The 25,287-nt window shown below is 48.1% G+C and carries 25 protein-coding genes; 12 read left to right on the top strand and 13 right to left on the bottom strand.

From position 1 onward, the window contains the following. Positions 1-9: 9 nt before the first annotated feature. From ACZ5ZZ_RS13780 to ACZ5ZZ_RS13760, 5 genes are all read left to right on the top strand, one after another. On the top strand, positions 10-483 hold the full coding sequence (locus ACZ5ZZ_RS13780; protein ID WP_464118262.1) for a complex I 24 kDa subunit family protein: 474 nt from the start codon (positions 10-12) through the stop codon (positions 481-483). Beyond that, complete coding sequence (nuoF, locus tag ACZ5ZZ_RS13775) at positions 483-1,775, top strand: NADH-quinone oxidoreductase subunit NuoF (RefSeq protein ID WP_464118261.1); 1,293 nt, start codon at positions 483-485, stop codon at positions 1,773-1,775. Before ACZ5ZZ_RS13780 ends, nuoF begins: the two co-directional genes overlap by 1 nt. Next, complete coding sequence (locus tag ACZ5ZZ_RS13770; RefSeq protein WP_464118260.1) at positions 1,756-3,336, top strand: NADH-quinone oxidoreductase subunit G; 1,581 nt, start codon at positions 1,756-1,758, stop codon at positions 3,334-3,336. The genes nuoF and ACZ5ZZ_RS13770 overlap by 20 nt, the downstream gene beginning before the upstream one ends. Beyond that, positions 3,333-3,857 (top strand): NuoI/complex I 23 kDa subunit family protein, encoded by a 525-nt coding sequence (locus ACZ5ZZ_RS13765; protein WP_464118259.1) that lies wholly within the window; start codon positions 3,333-3,335, stop codon positions 3,855-3,857. The genes ACZ5ZZ_RS13770 and ACZ5ZZ_RS13765 overlap by 4 nt, the downstream gene beginning before the upstream one ends. Before the next feature lie 133 nt (positions 3,858-3,990). After that, positions 3,991-4,383, top strand: coding sequence for a hypothetical protein (locus ACZ5ZZ_RS13760; protein WP_464118258.1), 393 nt, complete (start codon positions 3,991-3,993; stop codon positions 4,381-4,383). On the opposite strand, the gene thpR is transcribed toward ACZ5ZZ_RS13760, so the two are convergent. Both thpR and ACZ5ZZ_RS13750 read right to left on the bottom strand, forming a co-directional pair. Next, positions 4,333-4,962 (bottom strand): RNA 2',3'-cyclic phosphodiesterase, encoded by a 630-nt coding sequence (gene thpR, locus ACZ5ZZ_RS13755; RefSeq protein WP_464139896.1) that lies wholly within the window; start codon positions 4,960-4,962, stop codon positions 4,333-4,335. The genes ACZ5ZZ_RS13760 and thpR overlap by 51 nt on opposite strands. 51 nt (positions 4,963-5,013) lie before the next feature. Further along, positions 5,014-5,991: a TerC family protein gene (locus tag ACZ5ZZ_RS13750; RefSeq protein WP_464118255.1), complete on the bottom strand. Its 978-nt coding sequence runs from the start codon at positions 5,989-5,991 to the stop codon at positions 5,014-5,016. Between the two features lie 95 nt (positions 5,992-6,086). On the opposite strand from ACZ5ZZ_RS13750, the gene ACZ5ZZ_RS13745 reads away from it, so the two are divergent. Beyond that, positions 6,087-6,989, top strand: a complete 903-nt coding sequence (locus tag ACZ5ZZ_RS13745) for a LysR family transcriptional regulator (RefSeq protein WP_464118254.1) — start codon at positions 6,087-6,089, stop codon at positions 6,987-6,989. A 31-nt stretch (positions 6,990-7,020) separates the two neighbouring features. On the opposite strand, the gene ACZ5ZZ_RS13740 is transcribed toward ACZ5ZZ_RS13745, so the two are convergent. The 4 genes from ACZ5ZZ_RS13740 to ACZ5ZZ_RS13725 all read right to left on the bottom strand — a co-directional run bounded on the left by ACZ5ZZ_RS13740 (position 7,021) and on the right by ACZ5ZZ_RS13725 (position 11,861). After that, positions 7,021-7,437 (bottom strand): hypothetical protein, encoded by a 417-nt coding sequence (locus ACZ5ZZ_RS13740; RefSeq protein WP_464118253.1) that lies wholly within the window; start codon positions 7,435-7,437, stop codon positions 7,021-7,023. After that, the gene (locus ACZ5ZZ_RS13735; RefSeq protein WP_464131797.1) at positions 7,425-8,762 is read right to left on the bottom strand and encodes a transglycosylase SLT domain-containing protein; all 1,338 of its coding nucleotides are present in this window, start codon (positions 8,760-8,762) and stop codon (positions 7,425-7,427) included. Before ACZ5ZZ_RS13735 ends, ACZ5ZZ_RS13740 begins: the two co-directional genes overlap by 13 nt. 168 nt (positions 8,763-8,930) lie before the next feature. Continuing rightward, the gene (locus ACZ5ZZ_RS13730) at positions 8,931-10,376 is read right to left on the bottom strand and encodes an adenylate/guanylate cyclase domain-containing protein (RefSeq protein WP_464131795.1); all 1,446 of its coding nucleotides are present in this window, start codon (positions 10,374-10,376) and stop codon (positions 8,931-8,933) included. A gap of 18 nt (positions 10,377-10,394) precedes the next feature. After that, positions 10,395-11,861, bottom strand: coding sequence for a class I SAM-dependent methyltransferase (locus tag ACZ5ZZ_RS13725; protein WP_464131793.1), 1,467 nt, complete (start codon positions 11,859-11,861; stop codon positions 10,395-10,397). A 177-nt stretch (positions 11,862-12,038) separates the two neighbouring features. Here ACZ5ZZ_RS13725 and ACZ5ZZ_RS13720 point away from each other — a divergent pair, with 177 nt between their 5' ends. Continuing rightward, the gene (locus tag ACZ5ZZ_RS13720) at positions 12,039-13,574 is read left to right on the top strand and encodes a YiiX/YebB-like N1pC/P60 family cysteine hydrolase (RefSeq protein ID WP_464139894.1); all 1,536 of its coding nucleotides are present in this window, start codon (positions 12,039-12,041) and stop codon (positions 13,572-13,574) included. 66 nt (positions 13,575-13,640) lie between these two features. On the opposite strand, the gene ACZ5ZZ_RS13715 is transcribed toward ACZ5ZZ_RS13720, so the two are convergent. The 3 genes from ACZ5ZZ_RS13715 to ACZ5ZZ_RS13705 all read right to left on the bottom strand — a co-directional run bounded on the left by ACZ5ZZ_RS13715 (position 13,641) and on the right by ACZ5ZZ_RS13705 (position 15,945). Further along, a complete protein-coding gene (locus ACZ5ZZ_RS13715) occupies positions 13,641-14,108 on the bottom strand; it encodes a hypothetical protein (protein WP_464131790.1) in 468 nt (155 codons plus the stop codon). Between the two features lie 63 nt (positions 14,109-14,171). Beyond that, positions 14,172-15,278: a fatty acid desaturase gene (locus tag ACZ5ZZ_RS13710; RefSeq protein ID WP_464131788.1), complete on the bottom strand. Its 1,107-nt coding sequence runs from the start codon at positions 15,276-15,278 to the stop codon at positions 14,172-14,174. A 49-nt stretch (positions 15,279-15,327) separates the two neighbouring features. Beyond that, entirely contained in the window at positions 15,328-15,945 is a 618-nt protein-coding gene (locus ACZ5ZZ_RS13705; RefSeq protein ID WP_464139892.1) for a porin family protein, read from the bottom strand. 124 nt (positions 15,946-16,069) lie between these two features. Here ACZ5ZZ_RS13705 and ACZ5ZZ_RS13700 point away from each other — a divergent pair, with 124 nt between their 5' ends. Further along, positions 16,070-17,056 carry a hypothetical protein gene (locus ACZ5ZZ_RS13700; protein ID WP_464139890.1) on the top strand — a complete coding sequence of 329 codons (987 nt, stop codon included), beginning with the start codon at positions 16,070-16,072 and terminating at the stop codon, positions 17,054-17,056. Then, positions 17,053-17,652, top strand: coding sequence for a DNA repair protein RecO (gene recO, locus ACZ5ZZ_RS13695; RefSeq protein WP_464131782.1), 600 nt, complete (start codon positions 17,053-17,055; stop codon positions 17,650-17,652). The genes ACZ5ZZ_RS13700 and recO overlap by 4 nt, the downstream gene beginning before the upstream one ends. Before the next feature lie 2 nt (positions 17,653-17,654). On the opposite strand, the gene ACZ5ZZ_RS13690 is transcribed toward recO, so the two are convergent. Beyond that, positions 17,655-18,539, bottom strand: coding sequence for a tyrosine-type recombinase/integrase (locus ACZ5ZZ_RS13690; protein ID WP_464139888.1), 885 nt, complete (start codon positions 18,537-18,539; stop codon positions 17,655-17,657). 187 nt (positions 18,540-18,726) lie between these two features. Between ACZ5ZZ_RS13690 and ACZ5ZZ_RS13685 the strand changes: the two genes are divergently transcribed. Next, positions 18,727-19,785 (top strand): sigma-54 interaction domain-containing protein, encoded by a 1,059-nt coding sequence (locus tag ACZ5ZZ_RS13685; protein WP_464118240.1) that lies wholly within the window; start codon positions 18,727-18,729, stop codon positions 19,783-19,785. 89 nt (positions 19,786-19,874) lie between these two features. On the opposite strand, the gene ACZ5ZZ_RS13680 is transcribed toward ACZ5ZZ_RS13685, so the two are convergent. Together ACZ5ZZ_RS13680 and ACZ5ZZ_RS13675 are read right to left on the bottom strand one after the other, a co-directional pair. Next, complete coding sequence (locus ACZ5ZZ_RS13680) at positions 19,875-20,768, bottom strand: trypsin-like serine peptidase (RefSeq protein ID WP_464131778.1); 894 nt, start codon at positions 20,766-20,768, stop codon at positions 19,875-19,877. Between the two features lie 206 nt (positions 20,769-20,974). Further along, positions 20,975-21,619 carry a M15 family metallopeptidase gene (locus ACZ5ZZ_RS13675; RefSeq protein ID WP_464139886.1) on the bottom strand — a complete coding sequence of 215 codons (645 nt, stop codon included), beginning with the start codon at positions 21,617-21,619 and terminating at the stop codon, positions 20,975-20,977. A gap of 226 nt (positions 21,620-21,845) precedes the next feature. Between ACZ5ZZ_RS13675 and ACZ5ZZ_RS13670 the strand changes: the two genes are divergently transcribed. Further along, positions 21,846-22,955: a hypothetical protein gene (locus ACZ5ZZ_RS13670; protein ID WP_464139884.1), complete on the top strand. Its 1,110-nt coding sequence runs from the start codon at positions 21,846-21,848 to the stop codon at positions 22,953-22,955. Positions 22,956-23,025: 70 nt separating this feature from the next. Here ACZ5ZZ_RS13670 and ACZ5ZZ_RS13665 read toward each other — a convergent pair whose 3' ends face one another. After that, positions 23,026-23,673 carry a TetR/AcrR family transcriptional regulator gene (locus ACZ5ZZ_RS13665; RefSeq protein WP_464131772.1) on the bottom strand — a complete coding sequence of 216 codons (648 nt, stop codon included), beginning with the start codon at positions 23,671-23,673 and terminating at the stop codon, positions 23,026-23,028. A 170-nt stretch (positions 23,674-23,843) separates the two neighbouring features. Between ACZ5ZZ_RS13665 and ACZ5ZZ_RS13660 the strand changes: the two genes are divergently transcribed. Beyond that, on the top strand, positions 23,844-25,286 hold the full coding sequence (locus ACZ5ZZ_RS13660) for a TolC family protein (protein WP_464139882.1): 1,443 nt from the start codon (positions 23,844-23,846) through the stop codon (positions 25,284-25,286). Position 25,287 lies beyond the last annotated feature (1 nt).

The following is a 25,287-nucleotide window of genomic DNA, read 5'->3' as shown; positions in this document are numbered from 1 at the left end:
ATATTGAATATGTTTAAATTGTCTGATTCTGGCTTGGCTGCAGTAAAAAGTGAACTGGCTCGCTACGAAGCGAAAGAGTCCGCTATTATTCCAAGCCTTTACATTGCTCAAAAAGAAAACAACGGCTTCATCACGCCGGATATTATCCGTCACCTTTCTCAGGTGATGGATATTCCAGAGGCGCGTATCAATGAAGTCTTTAAGTTTTACACCATGTTCAACCAGAAGCCTGTGGGTAAGTACCACGTTCAGGTTTGCACGAACATCTCCTGCGCTCTTGAGGGCGGTCGCGAGATGGCAAATCACATCTGTCATGAACTGGGTGTGAAATACAATGAAGTCACTGCAGACGGTCGTTTTACAGTTTCCAAGGTTGAATGTCTTGGTTCCTGCGGAACTGCGCCGATGATGCAGGTGAATGACACTTACCATGAAAAGCTGACTCCAGAGACAGCGATGAATCTGCTGAGAGGTATGAAATAATGTCTGAAGTTAAATTGCTTACAGAGTTTTACCATCTGCCGGAATATCAGACTTTGGCTGGTTACAAAGCCAAAGGCGGTTATGAAACTCTTCATAAAGCTTTCAAAATGCAACCTCAGCAGATCATCGACGAAGTGAAAGCTTCGGGATTGCGTGGTCGCGGTGGTGCGGGTTTCCCGACAGGTATGAAGTGGGGCTTTTTGCCGAAAAACGGAGAGCCACGTTATCTTCTTTGCAACGCCGATGAAGGTGAGCCTGGAACATTCAAAGACCGCATGATGATGGAGCGTGCTCCACACCAATTGATCGAAGGCATGATCATCTCTGCTTTCGCGATCGGTTCCAACAAAGGTTACATCTACGTTCGTGGTGAATACGTTTATCCAATCGAATGTCTGAACAAAGCGATCAAAGAAGCATACGCTGCAGGTCTTTTGGGTAAGAACATCCTGGGTTCTGGTTTTGATTTCGATCTGGATGTTTACCGTGGCGCAGGCGCTTATATCTGCGGTGAGGAAACAGGAATGATCTCTTCTTTGGAAGGCCTGAAAGGTCAGCCGAAGTTGAAACCACCGTTCCCGGCAGTTCAAGGTTATCTGAAAAAGCCAACCATCGTGAACAACGTGGAAACGTTGGCAGCGGTGACTTATATCATTAAAGATGGCGCTCAGGCCTATCGCAAACACGGAACTGAAAAGTCAGCGGGAACCAAGTTGTTCTCATTGTCCGGTAACGTGATGACTCCGGGGAACTATGAAGTTCCACTGGGTTACTCTTTGATGGATTTGATCATGAAAGAGGGCGGCGGTATGAAGCCAGGTCGCAAACTGAAAGCAGTTATTCCGGGTGGTTCTTCTGCTCCGGTTCTGACAGCCGAAGAAGTGGCCAAAGCCAATCTGGATTATGAATCTTTGGCAGGTCTGGGCACAATGCTTGGTTCCGGTGCCGTGATCGTGATCGACGATTCCCAGTGCATGGTTGATATGCTGGGTGTTTTGACTCACTTCTACGCGCACGAATCCTGCGGTCAGTGCACTCCTTGCCGTGAAGGTACAGGCTGGCTGAACAAAGTTCTTCATTCGATCCTGGAAGGCCGCGGCCGTTTGCAGGACATCGATTTGTTGATCAAAGTGGCTGATAACATGAAAGGTAAAACCATCTGCGCGCTTTCCGATGCAGCGGCTTTGCCGGTTCTCAGCTTTGTAACTAAATTCCGTGATGAGTTTGAATTCTACGTTCGCGAAGGACGCTCTAAGGTAAAAGGAACGACATATGCCGAAATGCACCATTAATGGCAAAGAAGTCGAAGTAAAAGAAGGCACGTCGATCATCGAAGCCATGCAACAGTCTGGCGATCGTATCGCTCACTATTGCTGGCACCCAGGTTTGAGTGTTGCCGGTGTTTGTCGTCTTTGCATGGTGGAGATCGAAGGAAATCCACGTGTTCAGATCGCATGTAACACCATGGTGACTGAGGGCATGAAGATCAACAACACGTCTGAGAAAGTAAAAGACGCTGTGAAGTGGGGCTTGGACTTCCACTTGATCAATCACCCGTTGGATTGCCCTATCTGTGACCAAGCAGGTGAGTGCGGCTTGCAAGACCAGTACATGGAGTACGGCAAGTACGATCCTGAAATGGCCGAGCACAAGCAGAAGAAACACAAGGTTGTGGATCTGGGTCCGACCGTGGTTCTGGATTCTGAAAGATGTATCCTGTGCTCTCGCTGCGTGCGTTTCACTGAGGAAGTATCCAAAACCAACGAACTGGGTCTGTTCAACCGTGGTGACCGCACTGAAATCGGCACTCACGATGGCATGCCATTGGACAACAAATACTCTTTGAATACAGTGGACATCTGTCCGGTCGGAGCTTTGACTTCCAAAGACTTCCGTTTCCGTCAGCGTGTTTGGTATCTAAAGGATGCTGAAACTGTATGTAACGGCTGCTCTACAGGTTGTAACGTAAAAGTTTACTACAACAAGGAAGGTTTCTTCCGCGTGAAGCCGGTTTACAACGAACAGGTCAACGGTCACTGGATGTGCGATGAAGGTCGTGACATCTACAAGTTTGTGAACCGTGAACACCGTCTGTTGAAAGCTCAAGTTCGCAATGCTTCCGGCTGGTCTGAAATGACAGCAGGGGCGGCAGCGAAGAGTGCCCATGAAGTTCTGAAGAACACTCAAGGTGACTCTTTGGCGTTGGTTCTGACAGCTCAGTACACAGTTGAAGAGTTCGATGCGATTGTTTCCACTTTCGTGAATGAATTCAAAACGAAGAAGGTCTTCTTCTGGATCAACAACAAGGAATCCTTCGACAGCTTCGATGGCTTGCTTCTTCGCGGAGACAAGAACCCGAACACGAAAGGTTTGTTGAAGGTTTTGGAAAAGCATGGAATCACAGCGACTTGGTCTGATCTTTCCTCTGGCATTGCCAGCGGTGCGATCAAGACTGTGGTTGTGGCAGGTCCTGAAAACATGGGCGCATTCCCTGACTTCGCAGAGCGCGTGAAAGAGCTTTCCAAAGCTCACAACCTGATCTGGCTGCAAGCGGGTAAACACGATGCTTTGATGGCTTTGACTGGCAATGTTTGGTTGATCCCAACTAAAACATTCGTGGAAAAAGACGGCACCTTCATCAACCATGCGGGTCTTGAGCAGAAATTCAAGAAAGTAACGACAGTTGTTTCCGAGGCTTTGACTTTGACCGAAGCGGCCTTGTTGATGGTCGGCAAGAATCTGGCTATCCCAACGACAGTAAGTCCTTTCATGCCAACAAATCAGCGTGAAGATCAGGTGACGTTGGAAGCTCGTAAGAAGAACGAGTTCGTGTTCAAGAGAGGTAGTCTATGAGCGTAATGCAAAACAACTCTGAGAAGTCGAAGTGGTTCTTGCCAGGGATCTTTGGTGGTCTTGGCGTTACCATGAAGCACTTGCTGAAGAACTTGTTCAACCGTAAGAAAATGATGACCCTGAACTATCCTGAGGAGAAGTATGAGTACTCTCCTCGCTTTAAAGGGAATCACGTTCTGACTGTTAAAAAAGACGGTTCTTTGCGTTGCACGGCTTGTATGTTGTGCGCGACGAACTGCCCTGCGGAATGTATCAAGATCACGGCGGCGGAACATAACGACCCAACGGTTGAAAAGTTCCCGATCAGCTACGAGATCGACATTCTTCGCTGCGTATTCTGCGGTTTCTGTGAAGAAGCGTGTCCAGTGGATGCGATCCGTTTGGGACCTGAGTGGCAAACTCCAGGCGTGAACGGTTCTAACTTCATCTACGACATCAATCACCTGGCTTACCGTCCAAACCTAAAAGGCGGTATCCTGACTCACGTCGACGACCAAGAACGCCACAAAGCCGGCATCTAAGCGCGGCTGACGCTAAAAGGTGCCTGGTTGTTTTTTCTGGCTATAGTGCATTAAAAGGGAGTCGAAAGACTCCCTTTTTGTTTGCTTGCACGCCGACACACCTGCCAGACTTAGGTCATAGAAGGGGGATTCTATGAAAAAGTTTTTGATGGCTCTGGCTTTGGTTTTCGCTCCGGCATTGGCTTTGGCTGATGTGACTGTGCAACCTTTAACGGTTGAGGCAAAAGCTCAGGATCAATATCTTAACTACAACTTCGGAACTTCATTTGTTCACTCAGCAAGATTTCAGGATTTTACTTTGACGGCGAATGGACCTGATTCCACGTTCATTCGTGGGTTGGGGATTCATGGGTCATTTGCATATCGCGTGGACACCAACTGCCCACAAATTCTGATGCCGGGTCAAAGATGCACGATTCGTGTGATCTTCCACCCGACGGTTGAAGGCAGCCACTGGGGTGATGTGACGATCTATCTACGTGATAGCAATATCTACATCCGTCTTTACGGGAATGCCATCCGATAAGTCGGCTTCTCCGGTCAGCTTACATCGAGCAAGGGGTTTGTACACAGGGAAGGCCCCTTGCAGTGTAGATTCGTACAATACAACTTCATCCACCTGAATCTTACCGAAGCTTTTTCTTTTAAAAGGCGAAATCATATCCTTCACGCTGCGCGGATTGCGCAGGCGCCCCACGGTCAGATGAGGGGAGTAGCTTCGCTCTTCCAGTTGCGACAGCAGATTCTTCGCAACGAGTTCCTGATCCAGGGCATCTTTGAACTCGCCCAGATACCTTTTATTTTGAACTCCCAGCCATAAGACACGGGCATCGTGTTCGTTAGAGAAAGCTCCAACGTCTTCGATTTTCAGTTCAAACGGGGTAAAGCGTGTGCAGACTTCTGCCAAAGTTTCAGCCACCTTGCTGATGTCTTCTTCCGGAGTCTCTCCCAGAAATGTGACAGTCACATGGTAGTTGTCGACAGGAACCCACTTCACAGTCATGTCGCGGCGGTCAGCATTGATTTTCAGCTTTTTCAGGGTCGGCAGAAAGGTGTCGGCCAAAGGATCGGTCGCATTCAGAGCCAGGAACAGTCTTTTAGTCATAAAAAACCCCCTAAGAATATGATCTCTTTTCTTAGGGGGTCTGTCTATAAGTTAAGCTTTTTTCTTTGGGAACATCAATGAAGCTGCGATTGAGCCACCGATAAAGGTGAAAATAATCGCCAAAGAGATGCCGATCGGGAAGTGGCCGCCGAACAACTTGTTCAACCATACCATCTTAAGGCCGACAAAGACCAGGACCAGAGCCAGACCATACTTTAGCAGGTGGAACTTATCAACTACACCAGCCAACAGGAAGTACAGCGAACGCAGGCCCAGAATCGCAAAGATGTTAGATGTGAACACCAAAAGAGGCTCTTTTGTGATTGCGAAGATCGCAGGTACGGAGTCCACCGCAAAGATGATGTCCGTGAATTCCAGGAACACCAGGGCGATGAACAGTGGGGTCGCCTTTTTAATGCCATCTTCTTTGATGAAGAAATGGTCTTCATGCATGCGGTCAGCCACAGGGATGTGCTTTTTAAGCCATTTGATCAGCCAATTTCGAGAAGGATCCACTTCTTTGTCCGGCTGGAACATCATCTTAACACCAGTGATGATCAGGAAGATACCGAAGATCAAAACCACAGCTTGATACTGCATTAACACAGAGCCCATGGCGATAAAGATCGCACGGAAGATAAGGGCTCCCAGTATACCGTAGAAGAGCACGCGGTGCTGGTACTTGTTGGGGATTGAGAAGAACCCGAACACGACAACAAAGACGAAGATGTTATCGATAGAAAGGGACTTTTCGATCACATATCCGGTGAGGAACTCTAACCCCACCTGCTTGGCAATGCCCGGATTTTCAGGGAACCGCATCAAGGTATAGTAGTAAAGACCCGCGTTAAAGATCATCGCGATGGTGACCCAAACGATAGACCAAATCGTGGCCTCGCGGAAACTCACCGTATGTGAGTGTTTATGAAATACGCCCAGATCCAGGGCAAGCATAGCGATCACGAAAGCTATAAAGCCCGCGTAGAACCACCAATAGTCAGCAAAAGGGAATAATAAAACTTCGTTCACAGTTAAACCTCCAGGGCGCAGTATAAAGACTTCCTGTTGTTTTAAAAATTAGATAATCTTTATTAAGTTAATCGCTAAAAACAATGAGGTTTGGCATGCCCGTTAAAATCAATGATCAAATGCAGTGGCTGAACTATCATCACCTGCATTACTTCTATGTGATCGCCAAAGAAGGGACCATTGCCAAGGCTGCAGAAAAGCTGAACATGGGGCAGCCGACTCTCAGTACCCAATTAAAACAACTGGAAGAGTCCTTAGGGAAGAATCTTTTTGAAAGACGCAAGCAAAGGCTGTTTTTGACAGAGGCCGGTCGCATTGCCTTTGAGTATGCCGATCAGGTGTTCCGTTTGGGATCTGAGATGGTGGAGGTTCTGCAGGATCGTTTGCAGAACAATCGTGTGCATGTACAGATTGGGGCTCTCGACAGCGTGCCCAAGCAGATTATTTTGGAAGTGGTTTTGCAGGCGTATAAAAAAGGAAACTGTGCAGTGTCTGTTCTGGAAGGGGCCGGAGGAGATCTCTTGCGTGAGTTGAGTGCTCATCAGATCGATCTTCTGCTTTCCAATTATCCGCCGAACGTGGATTTTCAAACCGTTTATGCCAAATCCATTGCTCAGTTGGATGTGGTGGTGTGTGCTTCACCGGAGTTCAAACATCTGCGTCGGGGATTCCCGCATTCGCTGGAGGGGCAACCGTTTATTTTCCCAACGATTCACAGTCGGTTGCGCCGGGATCTGGAGCACTATTTCACGGTGAATGGCATTCGTGTGGATCGTATCGCGGAAACCCAGGACACCAGTCTGCAAAAGTTGCTCGGGCAGGAGGGGGTTGGTTTAATTCCTATTGTCGAGTTGGCGGCTGCGGATCTGATCAAAGAAAAGAAGCTGGTGGTGCTGGGCACCTTACAAGGGATCTACGAAGAGATCTGGCTGATGGCAGCAGATCGCAAGATCGACAACCCGATCGCAGCCAAACTGATGAAAGAGTTTTCATTATAAATGAAAAAGGCGGGGGGACCCGCCTTTTGTGTTATGTGCTGCAAAGAGCTGTAAGAATTTTCAGAGCTTCAACGGCCTCAGGGACCACGCCACCGTCGCGGCTGGTGGATCGTTCGATATGCATTTTTGTAGAGGTGCAAGTCTTGGCATCCACTTGGCGCATACGGATCAGATTCACGTAATTATCGAACTCGGTCAGACTGCGATACTCTTCCAGACGAGGATCGTTATCTGGAGTTTCAGTCAAGTCGGGGATTTCAATTGTATTCAAACGCTGATACAGGAAGTTCTTGTAAGCGTCCATGATACGCAGACGTCTTTGCATGTTAGTTTCAACCTGCATTCTTTCAATCAGCTTGTCAGTGGCCTGATAGGTTTCGAAATCCTGGAAAGCCCACGCTGAACTGCTCATTAAAATCATTGTCACGATCATAATTAGTTTACGCATGAGCCACCTCCGACAGATTGCTCGATTGAATTTAAAGTTTTAGTGATAGATGGGAAGTAATGCGAAGTCTCTTTACGGCGAGCGGATGACTTGTTCGCACTGGCCGGGAACTTCTGCATATACTGTTGCATTTGCTGGATGAATTGATCCGCATTTGTCACGGTCTTACCGCGATAGAAAGTGTTGAGCAAAGCCTTTGCTGGAGTCCACGTTCCTGCAGGGCCTGTGTTATGGGACCAAACCATCAAAGCACGTTTGACTTTGTTCAAATCGTACTCAGACAGACGGAACTTATTTTTATAGTTCTTGTTATTGAAGATCATCATATCCATATCGGATTTGATACCTTTTAGATAAGCGTAGGTGTAGATCATGTTCTTCATCGGGTTGCCGCTTTTCAACGACATGCGATCACAGGAATAGTTGCTGGAAGCGCGCATTGGAGTCATCGTGTCCAACAGCTCCAGGGACAGTCGAGAGCAAAGAGGGTTCTTGTTGCCTTCCAAAGAGATTCTGACAGCATTCAACTCATTGGCGTTCACATCCTGGATAGCGGACGCGGTGAATTGACCGATACCACCAGCCCCGGTCCCGCTGCGGGCGTTGACGTGGAAGCCGGACTCAACATTGATCAAAGCGTAAACGGCGCGAACATCCAGGTTCTGGGTTTCTTCACCGGCGCCAGGGGCCAGGAATTCCTTCATGCAGGAACTGACGGCTTCAAAGCTGTTATTGATCATCTTGAAGTAGTTTTCAGAAATACAGGGGCGGAAAGCCTGGCGGGCAGTGCCGTTTGCAGAACATTCACGGAAGGTCTTGCTGCTGGCGCCGAACTTCATATTCATACCCATCTGAATACAGACAGGCTTGATGATGGAATTTGTTTTAATCGGAGCACGGATAATGTCGCCCAATAAGCCTTTGCTTAAAACGGCAGTCGCCATTTCAGACTCAAGATAGTCATTTTGCTTATTGCATTGCATGTAGCGCATATTGCGAATTTCATCTTCGCAAGAGGAGCAGTTGCGATTGGCCGTGTTATCATTCCAGCCAAAAAGACCTTGGAAGCCCTTGGCACTTTCGATCTTATCCAGCGCGTGCTCAATAATAGGAGTAGGTTCTGTGGGTTCTTCCTCAGCCTTGTCCTTGTCTTTATCAGATACAAGTTTGGAAATGGGAGGCACCGTAATTGTGAAAGGTGCAGACAGACCTTGTTTGTCCTTGGAAGCTAGGTCTGTGGAGGAATCCACAGGGTTGTTCCAGCCAATACTGAGGGTAAGGCTTAGGAATAGCATCTTGTACAAAGGGGATGTGGTCACTTTCATAGAAGCACCTCCTCAGGTACTTCTTAAAGCAAGAGCTTTGCCAAAAAGGATTCCACAATTATCAGATACTTACAGCAGGTCTCATCGTCTCAGAATGAGACTGCAGGTGTCTGAAGCCCAAAGAGTCATAGCCCTGTCAAATGCCTCAACAGTGGCCTGGGGGGATTTTTAGTTGGCAAGCAGGGTGGGAGAGCCCTCGGCTGCCTCGTAGTTGCAGGTGCGGCACTTCATGACGAAATGTCCGTGCACATTTGTATCCAGATACAGAACTGAATCCGGACAGTGAGGGCAGCCTGAGTTAGCATGTTCTTTACGAGCTTCCGGAGCCTGAATCAGTTCAAAGACATAGTGAGTGTCGTCTTCAAACCCTTTGATGGTGCGGGCGCCGATATTGCGGACTTGGAAACCTTCAGCCATCAGTGATTGCGCAATGTCAGAATCAATCAGAATCTGTTCGGGCTCGGCCAGATTTGTCAGGCGGGAGGCAAACGGCAGAGGAGCCCCGATGGCGGTGTAAGAACGGAAGAACTTTTTGTTTCCATAGAAGCCAACATTGGCATATCCGGCGGAAATCCCGACGCGAATCTGCATCTCTTTCTTCCAGTTCATAAGATAGAACTCACGGTCCTGGCGCAAGGCTTGGCGCACTTCCAAAGCCGCCAGACAGGTTCTTTGCATGAAGTCTCCATAGCGGATGGGATCGTTTGCGAAAGCCAGAATTCCGTCACCTTGGAACTTGTCGATAGTGATATCGTACTTCAGGAAGATGCTGACAACAGTGTCCATGAAGCGCGCAAGCACCATGTCCACTTTGGCCTGGTCCAGTCGCACGACTCGTTCGGTGGAGCCGACAATGTCCACGAAGATAGCGCAGATCTGGGACCTGCGGACGCCCTTTTCAATATCAACGCGGCCATCGCGAATAGCTTGTACCACCTGCGGGCTGAATTGAGTGCTCAGGGTGTTCAGGCGCACAGCTTCTTCGGTTTTACTTTTAATCAGGTTGTCGCGATTGGCGATCTCTGCTTTCAAAGCCAGACGGCTGTTGATTTCGCGCACACGAAGCTTTTCGTGGAAGAAGCGAATCAGGAAGCAAATGACGATAGAGCCGACAATAAAGAACGAGTTCAGCACCACCGGCCAAAGATCCGTCAGGTTCTGAATCTTAAGGGCGGCAATGACAAAGTAAGGCAGATAGATACCCACGGCCGTTGCCACAAAAAAGGCCGTGGAAAACGGAATGAATGAAAGGCCGCCAAGTGCGACCAGATTCAGACCGGCATAGTAGCCGGTACCGACATCCGGGATCATGTAGATCATGATATTAATAGGCAAAGCCACCAAGGTCGCATACAACGCAGCGACAAATTGGGTTCGGATGGCCGTGCGTTCTTTTTTCAGTTCTCTGTTTGCCAGGAAACACAAAGGAATGATGGTCAGGCGCAAAGCCAGAAAGTGCCATTTAAACTGGGGTACATAAATCAGATCCGCGACCCAGAAGGCCATAAACAAAGGCACTGCCATCCAATTGGCGACAACCTTTAGAACAGATCTGATTTCTTCAATCACCTCGAACTCACGAAGTTGCGAGGTGGTAATTTCATTCCCCAGCATAAAAGTGGCCTTGAATCCCTACTTTTGAATCACTACAAAAAGGTTCACGCCCAGAGGCTCTTTCTCAACCCAAACTTTTGATCCCATGCCCTTGAACATGCGCAGAAGGTCCTCTTCAGAGCGATAGATCAGATGCCAGTCCAAAACCAGCTCCATAAATGGTACACATGGGTTGTCTTTGCTGAAGTTTCCGATAATGACATGGCCACCGGGTTTTACAGAGGCCAGCATCTTCTGCGCTGCCATTTGAGCGACGGGTTCTGTAAAGTAGTCAAACAGGCCGGCAGAGTAGATCATGTCGTAGTCCGTTTCCGGCAATCCGGCGGCGATCACATTGCGAATGGCCATGTTGTTGAACTTGAACTTGAATCCGGACTTCACAAAGCGCTCAACCGAGTGCAGTTGTCTTTGTGCGTGTTTCAAAGACTCTTCGTCCTGATCCAAGCAAGTGAATTCAACCGGGCGGCCGTAGTGTGCCGGTGAATTTTGCAGGAAGATTTGCTGTTCCATCGCAGGACCGCTAGCCACAGACAGAACCTTCAAAGGCGTTGTCGGGGAGGTCTTGTCGAACAACTGAGTGATCTTTTCAAACAAATACTGACCACGGTTTTTCACCGCCGCCCCTGCGGGTTCGTCGATAAAGTATTTGTGCATACACTGGTCAAACAACGTTTTCCCGACCAATTCATCGCGATAAAGGTGATTCATCATTTCGTAGTCACCGGCATAGCCGCGAGGTTTGTAATAAGCGCGGTTGGCAAAGGGAGCTCCGTAAACTAGATGACCGATTTGTTCACGGGCAAACTGGGTGGCCCATTTCAATTGATCCGGCGTGAAGTTTTGAACGAAAGTCGGGATCTGGGAATACTTCATTGGCAGCACATGGCCCAAATAGTCGGAAACCGCATCGGCAATTGTCATGCGATAGTCCTGAGCTTCCTTCCAGTTGTCCACTGGAGATTCTGCTTCCAGCTTGTCGATACGGCTTTTCAGCTTTTCCAGCCAGTCTTTCATTTCATATACAAAGGTTTTAAACTCTGCAGGAAGTTGCGCCAGATTGGTGGCATACTCTGTTTGCGACGCAATGACTTCGGCAGAGGCTTCCAGTGCTTTGATACGCTCCACCTTCAGAGGTTCGCCCAGAACCTCAAAACCCACGATCATTTCGCCGGTTACGGATTTACTGTGATTTTCGGAACGAGCCCAACGCAAAGCCACATGCTGTGTTTGAATATTTTTAAAGAAGACATCCGCTTCCATGTGAGAATGCTGATTGTACCATTGCTGAAAATCCTGATAGTCCGCGCCCGGAACCAAAACCGCACAACCAAAAGAGCTGATGTTTAAGACTTCCAGTTGACGACCTGGAATCGAAAGGAAGCAAGTTCCCGGTTCGACGTCATTTCTATCCTGACGGATGACTTTTTTGCGGGTGTTTTCGTCGATCTGGAAGAATTCCTGTTTCATTGCGCCTTGGGCACTCATGCTGTCTCCTCAAAGTTGGTAAATCTTGTCGTAATTTTTGACAGCCTCTTATCGTAAAGACGGGCGAGAAAATACAGGGGGCCAAAGGTCGGGAGGCACACTTCCTGTTCAAAGGTCCAGTTATGTGTGGTCCCCTGGATGCCGAAAAATAAAAGGTCACATTTAGGAGAATACATTATGAAGAAGCTCGTTTTGTTGGCTGCTGCGACGGCAACTGGATTATTCACGGCTTGTTCCAGCACGCCGAATAAGTCTGCGGAATTTAAGTCTTATCGCAATCCCGCCAGCACGAATGAATTGATCACAGGAAGTCAAAAGGTGTTGTCGGATATTAACAATCCGCAGATTTTCAACCCACAAACCTGTGCCAGCTTTGTTAATAAAGTCACAGACTATCTGTACTATCTGCCGGCTGATCATTTCATTCCCAAAACTTCTGCGGAACAGGAAAATCTAAAGAAGTTCGGCCAGGAGGTATTGGACACCATCTTCCAGATCCGTGTGTCTTTGCATGAAAAGTTGCAGGCCTTTGATGCCCGCAATGAATTGAGTAAGGAATGTATTAATGAGATCCGTGAAGGCTTCCAGTATGCGCGCTTCTCGGAAGAATATCTTTTGGATTGGTTGTACACGAACAAAGTTTACACGTTTAAAAAGACCCCGATCATGATCAATGAAAAACCCAGCACCTGGACCAATCCAAAGTACGCTGGCTTTGAATTGAAGTCCGGCGACGTGATGCTGATTCGTGGTAAGTCCTATGTGTCTGCCATGATTGCTCGTATTGCGGATGAAGAAGGCAACTTCTCTCATTTGGCTCTGGTGGGTGAAGATAAGGCTGGGAAGAAATATGTCGTGGAATCACTGATTCAGTACGGAGTGATTGTCACACCGTTGGAAAAATGGCGTCAGGCTGAAGATTCCCGTGTGGCCTTGTTCCGTTCTCCAGATCAGGCGATGGCGAAAAAGGCGGCTCGTTTTATGTACGATCACGCCAAAGCCGCTTTGGACAAGAAAAAGGGCATTCACTATGACTTCGCCATGAACGATGACGACTATTCTTCGATCTTCTGTTCTGAAGTTGTTCGTATGGCCTATGACAAGGCATCAGCGGGGCAGTTTATTGTCCCTAAGTTCCGCAGCACGGTTTCCAAGTTTAAGAACACGGACTATCCACGTAGCTTGGGTGTGACGAAGACTTCTTTGTTTGCGCCTTATGACATCGAAGTGGATCCACGCTTTGATTTCGTTGCCGAATACCGCTTTATGCCATTACTTCGTCAGGTGCGCATGCAGGATGCGGTTTTGCAAAGTTTGTATGGCTGGATGATTGAGAAGGACTACACATTCCACTGGGCTCCTCAGCACAGTGTAAAGGCTTACTTCGCCAAGATGGTTCGCCAGTTTGGAGTGGCAAAGGACACATTGCCGAAGTATATGCCTGTAGACAGCATCAAAACCAATGTGCAGTTCGAAGCAGTTGCGAAGGTGCTGGAAGAGAATATCTATAAGCAAGAAGCTGAATTCTATAAAAAGAAAGGCTATCTGCCATCCTTCCAGGACATGCTGGCGATGAATGAGGCTTATCGTGTCCAGGACTGTAAAGTGCATCGCGAGTATCTGGATCAGAACCGCACGGTGGATGGTGCCCCTAGTGCCGATCGTTCAAAATTCCATTGGTTCTTCTATAACAAATCCAAAAAGTGTGAATAGTTAAGATTTTTGGTCAATTTAAAGCCGCAGGCACAAAGTGTTTGCGGCTTTTTCATTTTGGGAGGATCAAGGTGAAACGCTTTGATAGAAAGACTTAATGGGGGAGGCTTTGGTGTTCTTGATCACCAGGCGGACGCCGTCGTGTTCAATCTGTGTTTCAGTGCCTTCTCCGTGTCCTGCTTCGGATTCTTCTTTGATGATGGATGCAGGCAATTGGGCTTGGATGTCTTTCAGTGACACTTTCCCTTCTGGAAGACGGAAATAGAACGATTGCACTTGATCGTTCTTGATTTCCACAGTCGTGTCGTAGGGGATATCACCCGTTTTAAAGAACAGCAGGCTTCCGTTGTTTTCAACTTTTAGTGGCTTTCCGAAAGACTTCAGAATTTCTTTTTTTGAGGTTTTGCCCGGCTCAACCGCAGCCAGCTTCTTGGGCAGATATTTGGTTTTGAATTGAGTGGCAAATTCACCGGCTTGTGTGGCTGCTGGAACCGACAAAGACAGACTGAAAATCAGAGTCAGAATGAATTTCATAGAACCTCCAAAAACAAAAAACCCACAACTAATTAAGTTGTGGGTTTGTGTTTGAGTCAAGTCTTAGACGGATCTGACGTAGACTCGCCATTGTTTCATTCCCATCTGGAATTCCAACTTGGCAATTTCCATGTCCCGGCGAAGTTCGACCAGTTTATAGTCGTAGGCTTCTTTAAGCTCTTCGCGTTTGCGGGCGGCATCCAGTTTGAATTGCTCGTAGTCTTCACGCAGTTTTTTCATTCTGTTCTGCGCTTCCAGGATCTTTTCCTTCATCTGCGCCAGCTTTTCTTCAGCAAAACCATGCTTGGTCAGCTCTGCCGCCTCTGCTTGCAAGCGGGCTTTAAGAATTTCGACGTTGGAAATCTGGCGAAGTTTGGTGGCAAGTCCCATCAGGCTTAAGCTGCGGATCACCCATTTAGTTGGATCCCAGTGGTACCATTTGATGCCATTGCGATAGTCGATTTGGAACTTGTGGTGGAAGTTATGATAGCCTTCACCGTGGGTCAGCAATGCAACAAACCAGGAGTCACGTGCTGAGATTTCTTTGGAATAAGTCTGTTTTCCCAAAGTGTGGCACAGGGAATTGATGAAGAAAGTGCTCTGTTGAGTCAGGGCAATGCGAAGGCCGCCACCGATCACCAAGCCGCCCAGCCATGAGCCCATCATCCAGCCAATCAGGGTCGGAACCAAGAAGCCTGTGATGATAGCTACGGGAACGTAGTAGTCGTTTTGGAATTTAACCATCCAGTCTTTTTCAAGATCCGGAGCGTGAATCTTCTGGTCGACGGATTCTTTATAGAACATCCAGCCCATGTGTGCGTACCAGAAACCTTTTTCGATGCTATAAGGATCTTTTTCGCTGTCGATGTGGGTGTGGTGACGGCGGTGATCTGAAGACCATTTCAAAGCAGAACCTTGGAAGGCTGAAGCACCGACCAGCAGGAACATGGCTTTAACAAATGGGTGGGCATCATAGCTTTTATGGGAAAACAGGCGGTGATATCCAGCCGTGATTGCCAGGTTTGTTGCAGCAGCAAAAATCAAAGCAAAAAGCAGGATGCCCCATTGAAATCCGTAGAAATAGAAATAAATCGGGGCCAGGATCAGAGTGATCAGTGGATTGAGCACCAAGAATAGGGCCACTGGCCATTCAATTTGTTTTTTAGTCATAGGGCACCTCTCACTTCTTAGTGTAACAGAGGTGCCAAGATTTCAATAATTAAATAGAAAAGCCAAGGATAAATTTACCGTAAGTCCCACTCATATTGATGTCTTGTTTGGGTGCGTTACCAGTTGAGTCTGTCGCGTCATCCCAGCGGAAATCCTGATAGCCCAGCTCAGCTCCAACAGAAAAGCCAATGAGTTTAACTCCTGCCTCTAAACCGACGGAATAAGACTTGGCGGAGCCAGCAGAAAAGCTGGCTTTCTGTACGCCAAATTCCGTGACTTTATAATCTGTTGAATGGGAAAGACCGTAAGTCAAAACAGGACCAGCGAAGATCAAATTATCAATGGGCCTCCAATTAAGCAGTAAAGCTGTTCGACTGAAATTGGCTTTGTGATCCTGTCCTGATTTGGTTGTGGAGAGCTCCATGTTTTCATAGCGCAGGCCAAGGCCTGGAACGAAAGGAAGTGGCAGAGTCAAGATACCGTCGGCTCCTAAACCATAAGCAGGGGTGACACTGGGTGCAGAGGTGGCGCAACTGGGGCAGAGTGAATCCATACTGGGATTGGCGTTAAGTATACCGTAGGAAACACGGGCTTCAAAAAGATCCCGGGCAAAAGCCGTTGGTGAAACAATGAGTAGAACGAACACAAGATACAATGGCATACGCATAAACGAACTCCTGACAAACGACTTCAGTGTAATGTCCCCGGTTCGCATTCTCAAAATACCGTCTTAAAATAAGACCTTCGTCGCACTCTCTTTTATGAGGCAATCTGATATCTTGATAGACAGTATGCTCATCGATGTTGTGCGCCCTGAATCCTGGGAAGAGTTGAACGATCAAGTTAAATCCTATTTGGGGCTGGCGCCGCGAGTTCGCGCCCGTGTTTATAATGGCCTGTTCCAGGCCGTCTACGAGATCTCTCAAAGCACGGCACAGTTTATGTCTCATAAAAAGGCGATCGGTGTGATTCTGGGGCAGACCTCGGCCTTTGAAGGGCTGCTCGGTTACTATTACAAAGAAACTTACGAGGTTCATACACGGTCTCATACGCAAATCACTGATGTGAGAGAGTGGGTGGAAGGCCTGAAGAAGGACACTTGCTTCGTCCTTTTCAGTGAAGACCATCCGGTCACGGGAGAACTCTATCCTTTTGCAGATGAGCTGGATCGCCTTTTGAATGAGAAAAGAATTTTTTCCTTCCGCGTTTCGCATGCCCAGCATTTTTACACGTCATCGGAAATTCGACCGTACTCTGTTCGTCTGTGTTCATTTGAGCCTCACGCCGCCGTGGCCCTGGTGGGAGAAAGATTCCGCTCGCCTTCGATGATGGCGCACAATATGAGCTGGGGTGGGGTGGATTTTGTATCTGTCCTTGAAAAGTCCAAAGCGGGACGAATGCAGAACACGCTTTTGATGGAGCAGATAGAAAAGGATCTTTCAGTTGTGGCGGAACCCTACTTTAAAGCCGGGCAGTCCCGTCTTTCAGACCGGGCCGTGATGGTCTTTAAGGATGTCAGTGCGGAAGCTCTGGCGCAGAGGATTTTTCAGCAGCTTGGAATGGATTTAAAAGAGGGGTGGCGGCAGTTGGCAACCACCAACATGTGTCACTGGTCGGTGGTCAAAATGTTCCATCACTGGTGGGAGCCTGCTCCCAGTCTGGAAACGCTGCGAGGGATGTTGATTGTCGGCCCTGAACTTTTGAATACAAAAGACTTTGCCAAGATCGTGATATCTTCGTATGAAGATATCAAATCCCAGCAAAGTTGGACTGTGTGACCCAGGCGCAAAATCGTTTTATCATCCTGAAAAAAGTGAAATACGGTGAATCCGATTTGATTTTGCATGCGATTTCCGTGCAGGGGGAAAAGCTGTCTTTTATCGCTCGTGGCGCCTTAAAAAGCAAAAAGCGCTTTGGCGGCGGTGTTCTGGAACCCACTCATTTTGTCAGCTTTACTTACAAGCAGGCTTCCGAAGAAGGCAAAATGCATGTGCTGCAAGAAGCCACTTTGGTGAATGATTTTGTTGGATTGCGAACGGACTATGATCGTCTGGAGCTGGCACTGCATATCCTAGAGTGTGTCAGCAAGGTCAGCCAGGAGGGCGATAAAAACTCCGAATTCCTGTTCAATCTTCTGGGGCACACTTTGCGGGCTTTGGAGACGGCTCAGGACCCTCTGGTGGTGAAGATGCATTTCTATTTGAAATTCCTTTTACAGCAGGGGGTGGTGGATGCAGAACCGTGGATGGCGCCATTCCTGAAGACTAATCTCGCGGACTCCAATCAACTCGTGTCTTATCGTCAGATTGTGGATGAAGAACTCCATAATGTGGAGCAAATGGTTCGACACTACATCGAACACGCCATGCTTTAAGTTTATTTGCCTTTACCCAATGGATGCAGCTTTTCCATCGTGCGGGCCAGTTGATCAATTCCCAAGTGAGTGTATTTCTCGGTGGCTTGCAGGCTTTCGTGGCCCAGCAGCTCTTGCAGGGTTCTTAGGTTGGCTCCACTGCTTAGCAGATGAGTGGCAAAGCTATGACGAAGAGCATGGGGATGCAGGGGTTTGAGAAGTCCGGCGCGCACGCCACTTTGCCGAACCATCTCATAGGCGGTTCTGGAATTCAGGGGCTTTTCACCCAGGACATACTCGTTAAAGGAACTTTCTTTTTTCCACTTCAGCAAAACTTCCACAGTCAGAGCGGGGAGGGCCACCACTCGCTCCTTGGAACCTTTTCCGGTGACTCGCAAAATCTTCTGCGAAAGATGCACTTCGCTCCACTTCAGGTTGCAGGCTTCACTGACGCGCAAGCCGCCTCCGTACAACAGCAGGAACAGAACCTTTTCTCGCAGAGGGACTTTGTCATCGGCATCAAAGCTTTTCAAGACAGCCAGAGCTTCATCCACACTCACAAAGTGCGGCAGTTTCTTCGGGACTTTAGGGCAGGTGATCTGCACGGACAGATCTTTCTCGGTCAGGCTTTCTTCAAAGGCCCAGGAAAAGAAGCTCTTCAGAGTGGCGGCCTTGCGATTGCGAGAGGCCAGGGACAGGTGTGCCCACTGGTTGAAAGCGGCCCGTGCAGTGGATAGTAATTCGGACTCCGAAATAGATTGAGCCTTAATTGAGGGATCTTCATAATTAAAGGCCTGCTTCAGATCCAGGCTGTAGTGCTTGATCGTCAGGGGGGAGGCAGACTTAATAAAAGTCATGTATTTCAGGTATTTATCTATATTTTCAGAAAGCCTAAATGCCTTCGCCATAGCCCTGAAAGTCCCTATGTTAGGGCTCGCACCCTAAAAAAAAGTTAACGTCATGCATTATTTTTATTGCAAATACTACACGACCAAAGTTATAACTCAATGCGTTGTCGCGGCGTATCAAGTTGAGATATTCAAAATGAGACGCCCACCCAAGTTTAAAAAAGTACGTAAACCGAAAGGTGGAGCTATGAACGAAAACAACTCAACGACTGTTTTGCCCTCTTCTCAGAATGCAAACCAAGTTATGTGGAACACAAATCAAACTTCCAAAGTGGTTGAAAACAAGACCATCGTCTATCAGTCCGAAGTGATGGGCAGCTTGATGAAGATGATCGACCGTGTAGCTCCTTCCCAAGCTAACATCCTGGTTTTGGGTGAATCCGGTACTGGTAAAGAGTTGATCGCTCGCGCGATTCACGATCGTTCCGGTCGCAAGAACAAACCGTTTGTTGCAATCAACTGCGGCGCCCTTCGCGAAACATTGCTTGAGTCCGAGTTGTTCGGTCACGAAAAAGGTTCTTTCACTGGTGCTTACAACCGCAAGATCGGTTTGGCTGAAGCGGCTAACGGCGGGACTTTGTTCCTGGATGAAATCGGTGAGCTTGATCCCGCTATCCAGTCGAAGCTTCTTCGCTTCATTCAAGAAGGTGAAGTATTCCGCGTGGGTGGTAAAGACCCGATCAAAGTGGACATCCGTTTGATCTGTGCGACCAACCGCGAACTGGATCAGGAAGTGACTCGTGGCAACTTCCGTGAGGACTTGTTCTATCGTATTAACACGATCGTGGTGAGCGCTCCGCCTCTGCGTCGTCGTAAGGAAGACATCCCGGCTTTGGTGAATCACTTCCTGAACAATTCCCAGCACGCGTACCTGAACCGCGGTCGTACTGTCAATGAAGAGGCGATGAAAGCTTTGGTTCGCTACGAGTGGCCGGGTAACATCCGTGAACTTCAGAACGTGTGTGAAAGACTTCAGATCTTGTCTGACGGTCACATGATCATGCTCAATGATATTCCAGAGAATATCCGTAACGGCGAAGCTGAAAAAGACGTGATTGCTTATGATCCAGCCATGACTTTGCATGAGCTTGAGAAGCGTTACATCCTGAAGGCGTTGGCTCACTTCGGTGGCAACAAAACTCAGGCTGCCAACAACCTGGGTATCACGATCAAGACGCTTTATAACAAGCTTCATGAGTACGGCGAATTCGAAAAATTCGCGGTTCACACGAAGCCGATGAAGTAATTTCTTACTAGCTGCCCGGAGTGGTTCCTCTCTCTTTCCACTCCGGGCTTTTTTTTGCCTGGAGTGTGGCTATACGCTCAATCGGTCCATTATTCAAAATGACCGCTTTTGAGTTTCGCCAGGGCTTTGATGATAAAAGAGATATGGGTGATATGCTCACCACGGCAAGAGTCGTCAGCACAGCGATTCGTGATATTGCAGCGTCTGGCCCTATCGTATTTAAAATCATCGTCACCACGGACTAAAATACCATTGACTTCATTTGTTTCCGCATTGAATACGGCGGATCCTGAATTACCAACGAAGGTATCCAAATTTGCCACAAAGTAATCAGAGTAAGATGCTCTGACAGTTGCTCTATCAGCGACCTTGGCTGGTAGGCCTGAAGGATATCCAATGGTGTAAAGAATGTCGCCTGCCTGTGCTGAACGAGTTTGCAGGCGCAGAGGTTTGCGGCCTTTTACAGGACGATTAAGGCGAATCAGGGCATAGTCGGCTTCATCACTGAGTTTGCGTTCAACGATTTTTTTGCAGGAATAGACGTCATCATAACTCGAAAATTTTGGTCCGACGTGGGCGTTTTCCATTTTATAATCAAATACAAAATAAAAGCTGTTGCAGGAACTTGCCGAAAGAATGCAGTGCCCCGCTGTGACTACAAGATCTTCGCCCACCAAGAAGCCAGAGCAATCCGATAGAGCTGGTTGGTCAATGAATCTCTCCTCGGAGCAGAGTTTCTTCTCGTGCCCCAGAGTCGTGCCTTTGTGGTAATAGCCATTGGAATCATTATTTTGAAGATGTTCCTTGCCGATCAGCGCCACTGTCGAGGCGGCAACAGCGCGGACTTCCTCTTTTTGGACTTCGTAGAGATCAGAGCGATTGTCGTCGCCGTAAATCACCATCGGAGTAATAGGTGCAAAGCCTGTAGAAAGAAGAGAGACAACAGCCAAAGAAATGGCGCTTTTTATAGTTTTTGCTTTCACGACGTTCCTTCAAATTCAACAAATAGGATATGCTTGCAGTCTCCTCTCCAAAGCTGCTATCCGACAAATAAAATCTGCCCACTTCTTGTTAGGATGTTCTTTTGATACTAGATGTCGATAAAAAGCGCCTCTTTAAGAGGCGCTCTACTATGATCGACACTAACGATTGCGAGTGTTTTGCTAATTTTAGCCGCGTCCCAATAATTTTATTCTAGAATCGGATGTTTTCCGTAAACCAGATCTTTTGGCAAAGCATTGAAGTGCCACCATTCGTGTTCGAGCACTTTGAATCCCTGATTCTCTAGAAGCCTTCTTAGTAACAGTCTATTTTCTAACTGAGCCTGCGTTAATTCTCCGGTTTTCAGGAAATGATTTTCTAACTTGGGCTGCGCAATATCCCGAAAATCATCAAAGTAAGTTCCCATATCCAGAAGCTCACCTTCCTTCGTTTGCAAGGTGAGGTCGATCGCCATTCCGAAATTGTGGAGCGAGCCCGGGAAAGGGTTTGCGACATAGCTCTGAAAAGGTGTTCCTGCCAAGAAGTCGAAGAACTGAGCCTGGATGCTGCGAGGACGAAGAGCATCCCAGATGCGGAACTGCAAGTGGGGTTGTTCTTTGCGCAGAACTTCGCAAGCTTTCAAGAACATCTCGGCCGCCAATGGAGCCATAAAGCAACGATGAAAGCCATCGTACACATCCTTGTTCATGAAGTTGTCCGCCGTAGAATACTTGAGGTCTAAAACCACCTCGGAAGAGGGAGTAATTTCCTGAAAGTTTTCTTCAATCCACTGGGTGCGCGTATAGAATGAGTTCATGCCGGAAAGGCTATCCCAGAAGCCTTGGGGTTTCATCTGATTTTTGCCTCCCGCCCCATCTGCTAGGCTTTAAAGTCTCAAATTGAGACAGTGTAACGGCGTCAGGAAGGCCTTGAATTCAGAGGATATGCACGGATATTTGAGGCGGCGTAAAATGGCAACTTTGTCTAAAGCTTATCCGTGGAATTTCTATCAAATCGTCTTAATTTGAGAGCGCTTTGGCGCAGGCGTTGCATTTCCCCTCGTGAATGTTGAGGTTTCTATGAAACGTTATGTAATTGCGATGTCCGTTATCATGGCTTTTTCAAGTGTTTCTCACGCTTGGTGGGGTAAGAAGAAAGAAACGCCGCCGCCAGCGCCGCAGAGATCAGCTACCGTCTATGACCAAATGTCATGTGCGGAAGACCTATATTCTCGCTTGGGAGTTTTTTCATCCACGACGGAAGCCATCTGTAGCGTCAATAGATTTGATCGCCAGTTTCAACAGTGTGTTGTTGATGTCGTTTTAGATTTGGATTACGCGAATCTGGATGGTTCCCCTTTGTCGGAGCAAGAAAGATATTCTTTACCAGCCGCCAAAGCCTGTCAGCTGGCGAACTCAGCTGATTTCGGTCAGTGCGTATCCAAGCTTTTCCTTTATGGCGGTCAGTACCTGGATGATGGTGCCAGACTGTGCCAGATGCAGAACCCAAGATTGAATGATTGTATCGTCGATGAGTTCCGTCGCTCCAACGGAGATGCTCAGCGTGCCGTTCGCGTTTGCCGTGCCCAGCATGATCCGGCAGAACGCGCCCGTATCGAAGCGGAGAAACGCCGTATCGAAGCGGAAAGAAAAGCCGCTGAAGAAAGACGTCGTCAGGAAGAACTGCGCCGTCAGCAGGAAGAGCAACGTAAACAAGAGGAAAAGCGCCGTCAGGAAGAAGCTCGCAAGCAAGAAGAGAAACGCCGCCAGGAAGAAGAGCGTCGCCGTCGTGAAGACGTAGTTGTTCAGCCAGAATTGCCGAAGCCGGGTTCTTCATCCGGAACTTCTTCAGGTTCTTCTCAGACTCAGGAAGACAAGCGTCGCCAGGAAGAGGCTCGCAAGCAGGAAGAAGCCCGCAAGCAGCAGGAACAGCAGCGCAAGCAGGAAGAGCAACGCCGTCAGGATGAACAGCGTAAACAGGATGAGCAGCGCAAACAAGATGAAAAGAAACGTCAGGACGAAGAACGCAAGCGCAAGGAAGAAGAAGAGCGCAAACGTAAAGAAGAGCAGGAGAAATCAGGTTCTGGCTCTTCAGGTTCAGGAACAGGCAGCACCAAGCCGCCGAAGACTCCGCCACCTCCAGTTGCTGATGACGGTGGTGTGATCACGGATCTGCCGATTCCAGAGTGATAAAGCAATAAAAACGAAAAAGCCCACTTGTTAAAAGTGGGCTTTTTTTATTGTCCGTATTGGCGCCGACTTAGCTGCAACAGCCCTGCGTATAGCGACTTACAAAGCGACGGGCTCGGCTAAGCACTTCTTTTTCTGGAACCTCTGCCAGAAGTATGTCGAAGAGGAAGACGCCATGAATATAGGCTTCCAGATCCTGACAGATGTCGGTGAGTGTGACGGATGCAGGAATTTTGCCATTGTTTTGCAGGATCTCCAGGCGTCTTAGAAGATTTGGATCCGTGAAAATCGGGATTCTTTCCAGAGCCTTCTTGCGGAATTTATTGTCGGTCAGGCACTGGACAATGATGATTCTGCCAAGGCAGTCGCGATCATCCTTGGTGCTCAGCTTGAAGTTGATATACTGCTCAAGCTCCGTTGCCAGATTTTCTTGAGCCGGGTAGGGCAGCTCTTCGGTGCGCAAGTCCTCAATGAATCTTTCAATAATAGACAGCAGCAAGCCTTCTTTGCCGTCGAAGTAGCGACCGATCAGCGACTCGTTGACGTCGGCTTTTTTGGCAATCATTTTGGTGGTCGCGCCACTATACCCGTGCTTGGAAAAGATCTCCGTTCCAGCCGCAATAAGACGCTCCTCAGAAGCAGAACGATCGCGCTTTTTCCCTTTTTGACCTTCCGTACCTTCGTCCGGTGTGGTCTTAAGTTGAGATGTTTCAGACATGGATTAGCCCCCTAAATACCTAAAATCACTGTATATAGACTACTGTATCATAAGGTCAATTGGTATTCAATTAAGTAATTGATTGCATACTTATAAGTGTTGGAGTACTTATTTGTATGTAAGCGATTACATATTCAAACGGTCAGTAATAGGACTTTGGAGATTCACGTATGGAAAACAAGAAGATCATACAATGGGGAGCAAAGCTTCTCATCTGTGGGACTCTTTTGCATGGAACGGCCTCATCAGCCCTCACGCTCAATGAGTACCTGGAACAAGTTAAGAGCGGAAGTTCAGCCTACAAAGGCAGTGCAGAACAATCAGAAGGTGCAGAGCTGAAAGCTCGTGAAGCGGATTTGATTTTCACGCCGAAGTTGTTTGCAGAGGCGCGCATTGGTTCTGATGGCAAGCCTGGCAATCCAAAAATGTACGATGAAGTGAAAAGCCAATACTACTCCCTGGGTGTATCACAACAGTTCAGTTTCGGTCTGCAGACCAAACTTTATTATGATATGAGCCGCACTGAATTCGAAGGCCTGGCTCCAACTTCGCCGATCAATCCTCAAAAATACTGGGATGCAACTCCGAAGCTGGAGTTGGCAATGCCCTTGTGGGGGAATGGCTTCGGGCGTTCGGCTCAAGCCAATGAAGAAGCTGTTCGGGCGCAAAACATGGCAGAAAAATTCTCTGGCCAAGGTCAGTCCCTGAACATTCTTGCGGGTGCCGAAGCGGCTTATTGGAAGCTCGCTGCCTGGCAGGACGTGGTCACAATTCAAGAACAAGCCAAGCAAGCCGCTCAGAATATTCTGGATTATGTGACCAAAAAAAGAAGAATGAATTTGGGTGAGGACGCCGACGTCATTCAGGCCCGCGCCTTGGTTGAAGCACGGACATTGGAACTGCAAGTTGCCAACAATGAAAAACTGGAAGCACAACGCTCCTTTAATAAGTTCCTGAACCGCGAGGCTTATGCTCCGGTAGAGACCCTGGAAAAGGTGAACTACAAATCACTGGAAACTTTGTCCATTCCGGAAAAGCGCCCAGGCAGCCGTGCGGATGTGGAAGCCACCAATGCCCAGTTGGCAGCGGCGAAAGCTTCTGCGGTTCTGACTTTAGAGCGCAACCGTCCGACCTTGGATGTCTATGCGAACTACTCTTTGAATGGCCGCGATGAGGAATTCAACGAGGCTTTGAAAAATGCCGGTAAAACCGAGCAGGACACGGGCTTTGTGGGCATTCGTTTCAGCATGCCTTTGAATGTCTCTGCTGCCGGTGATGCCAAAGCCGGTGCAAAAAAAGCCGAGCGTGCTGCGGAACTAAACCGTCAGTATGCCTATTATGCGCAGGAGCAGGACTGGGTTAATCTGACCCGCAATCTTCAGGATGCCCGCGACAATCTTCGTTTGTTGGCACGCATCGAAGACGCTCAGAAAGCCAAATTGGAAGCCGAGCGCACACGTTTACGCCAGGGACGTACAACGACGTATCAAGTATTGTTGTTTGAGCAGGACTATTCTCAGTCCGCTTTAAGCAAAGTAAAGTTAGCAGCAAATATCCTTGGTCTGCAGGCTCAGATCAAGCTTTACCAAGCCTCTCCTGAAGGAGGGAACTAGC

It is taken from the genome of Bdellovibrio sp. HM001, assembly GCF_055397275.1.
Note: the sequence above shows the minus strand (reverse complement) of the source record. Positions and strands in the feature narration are given on the sequence as shown.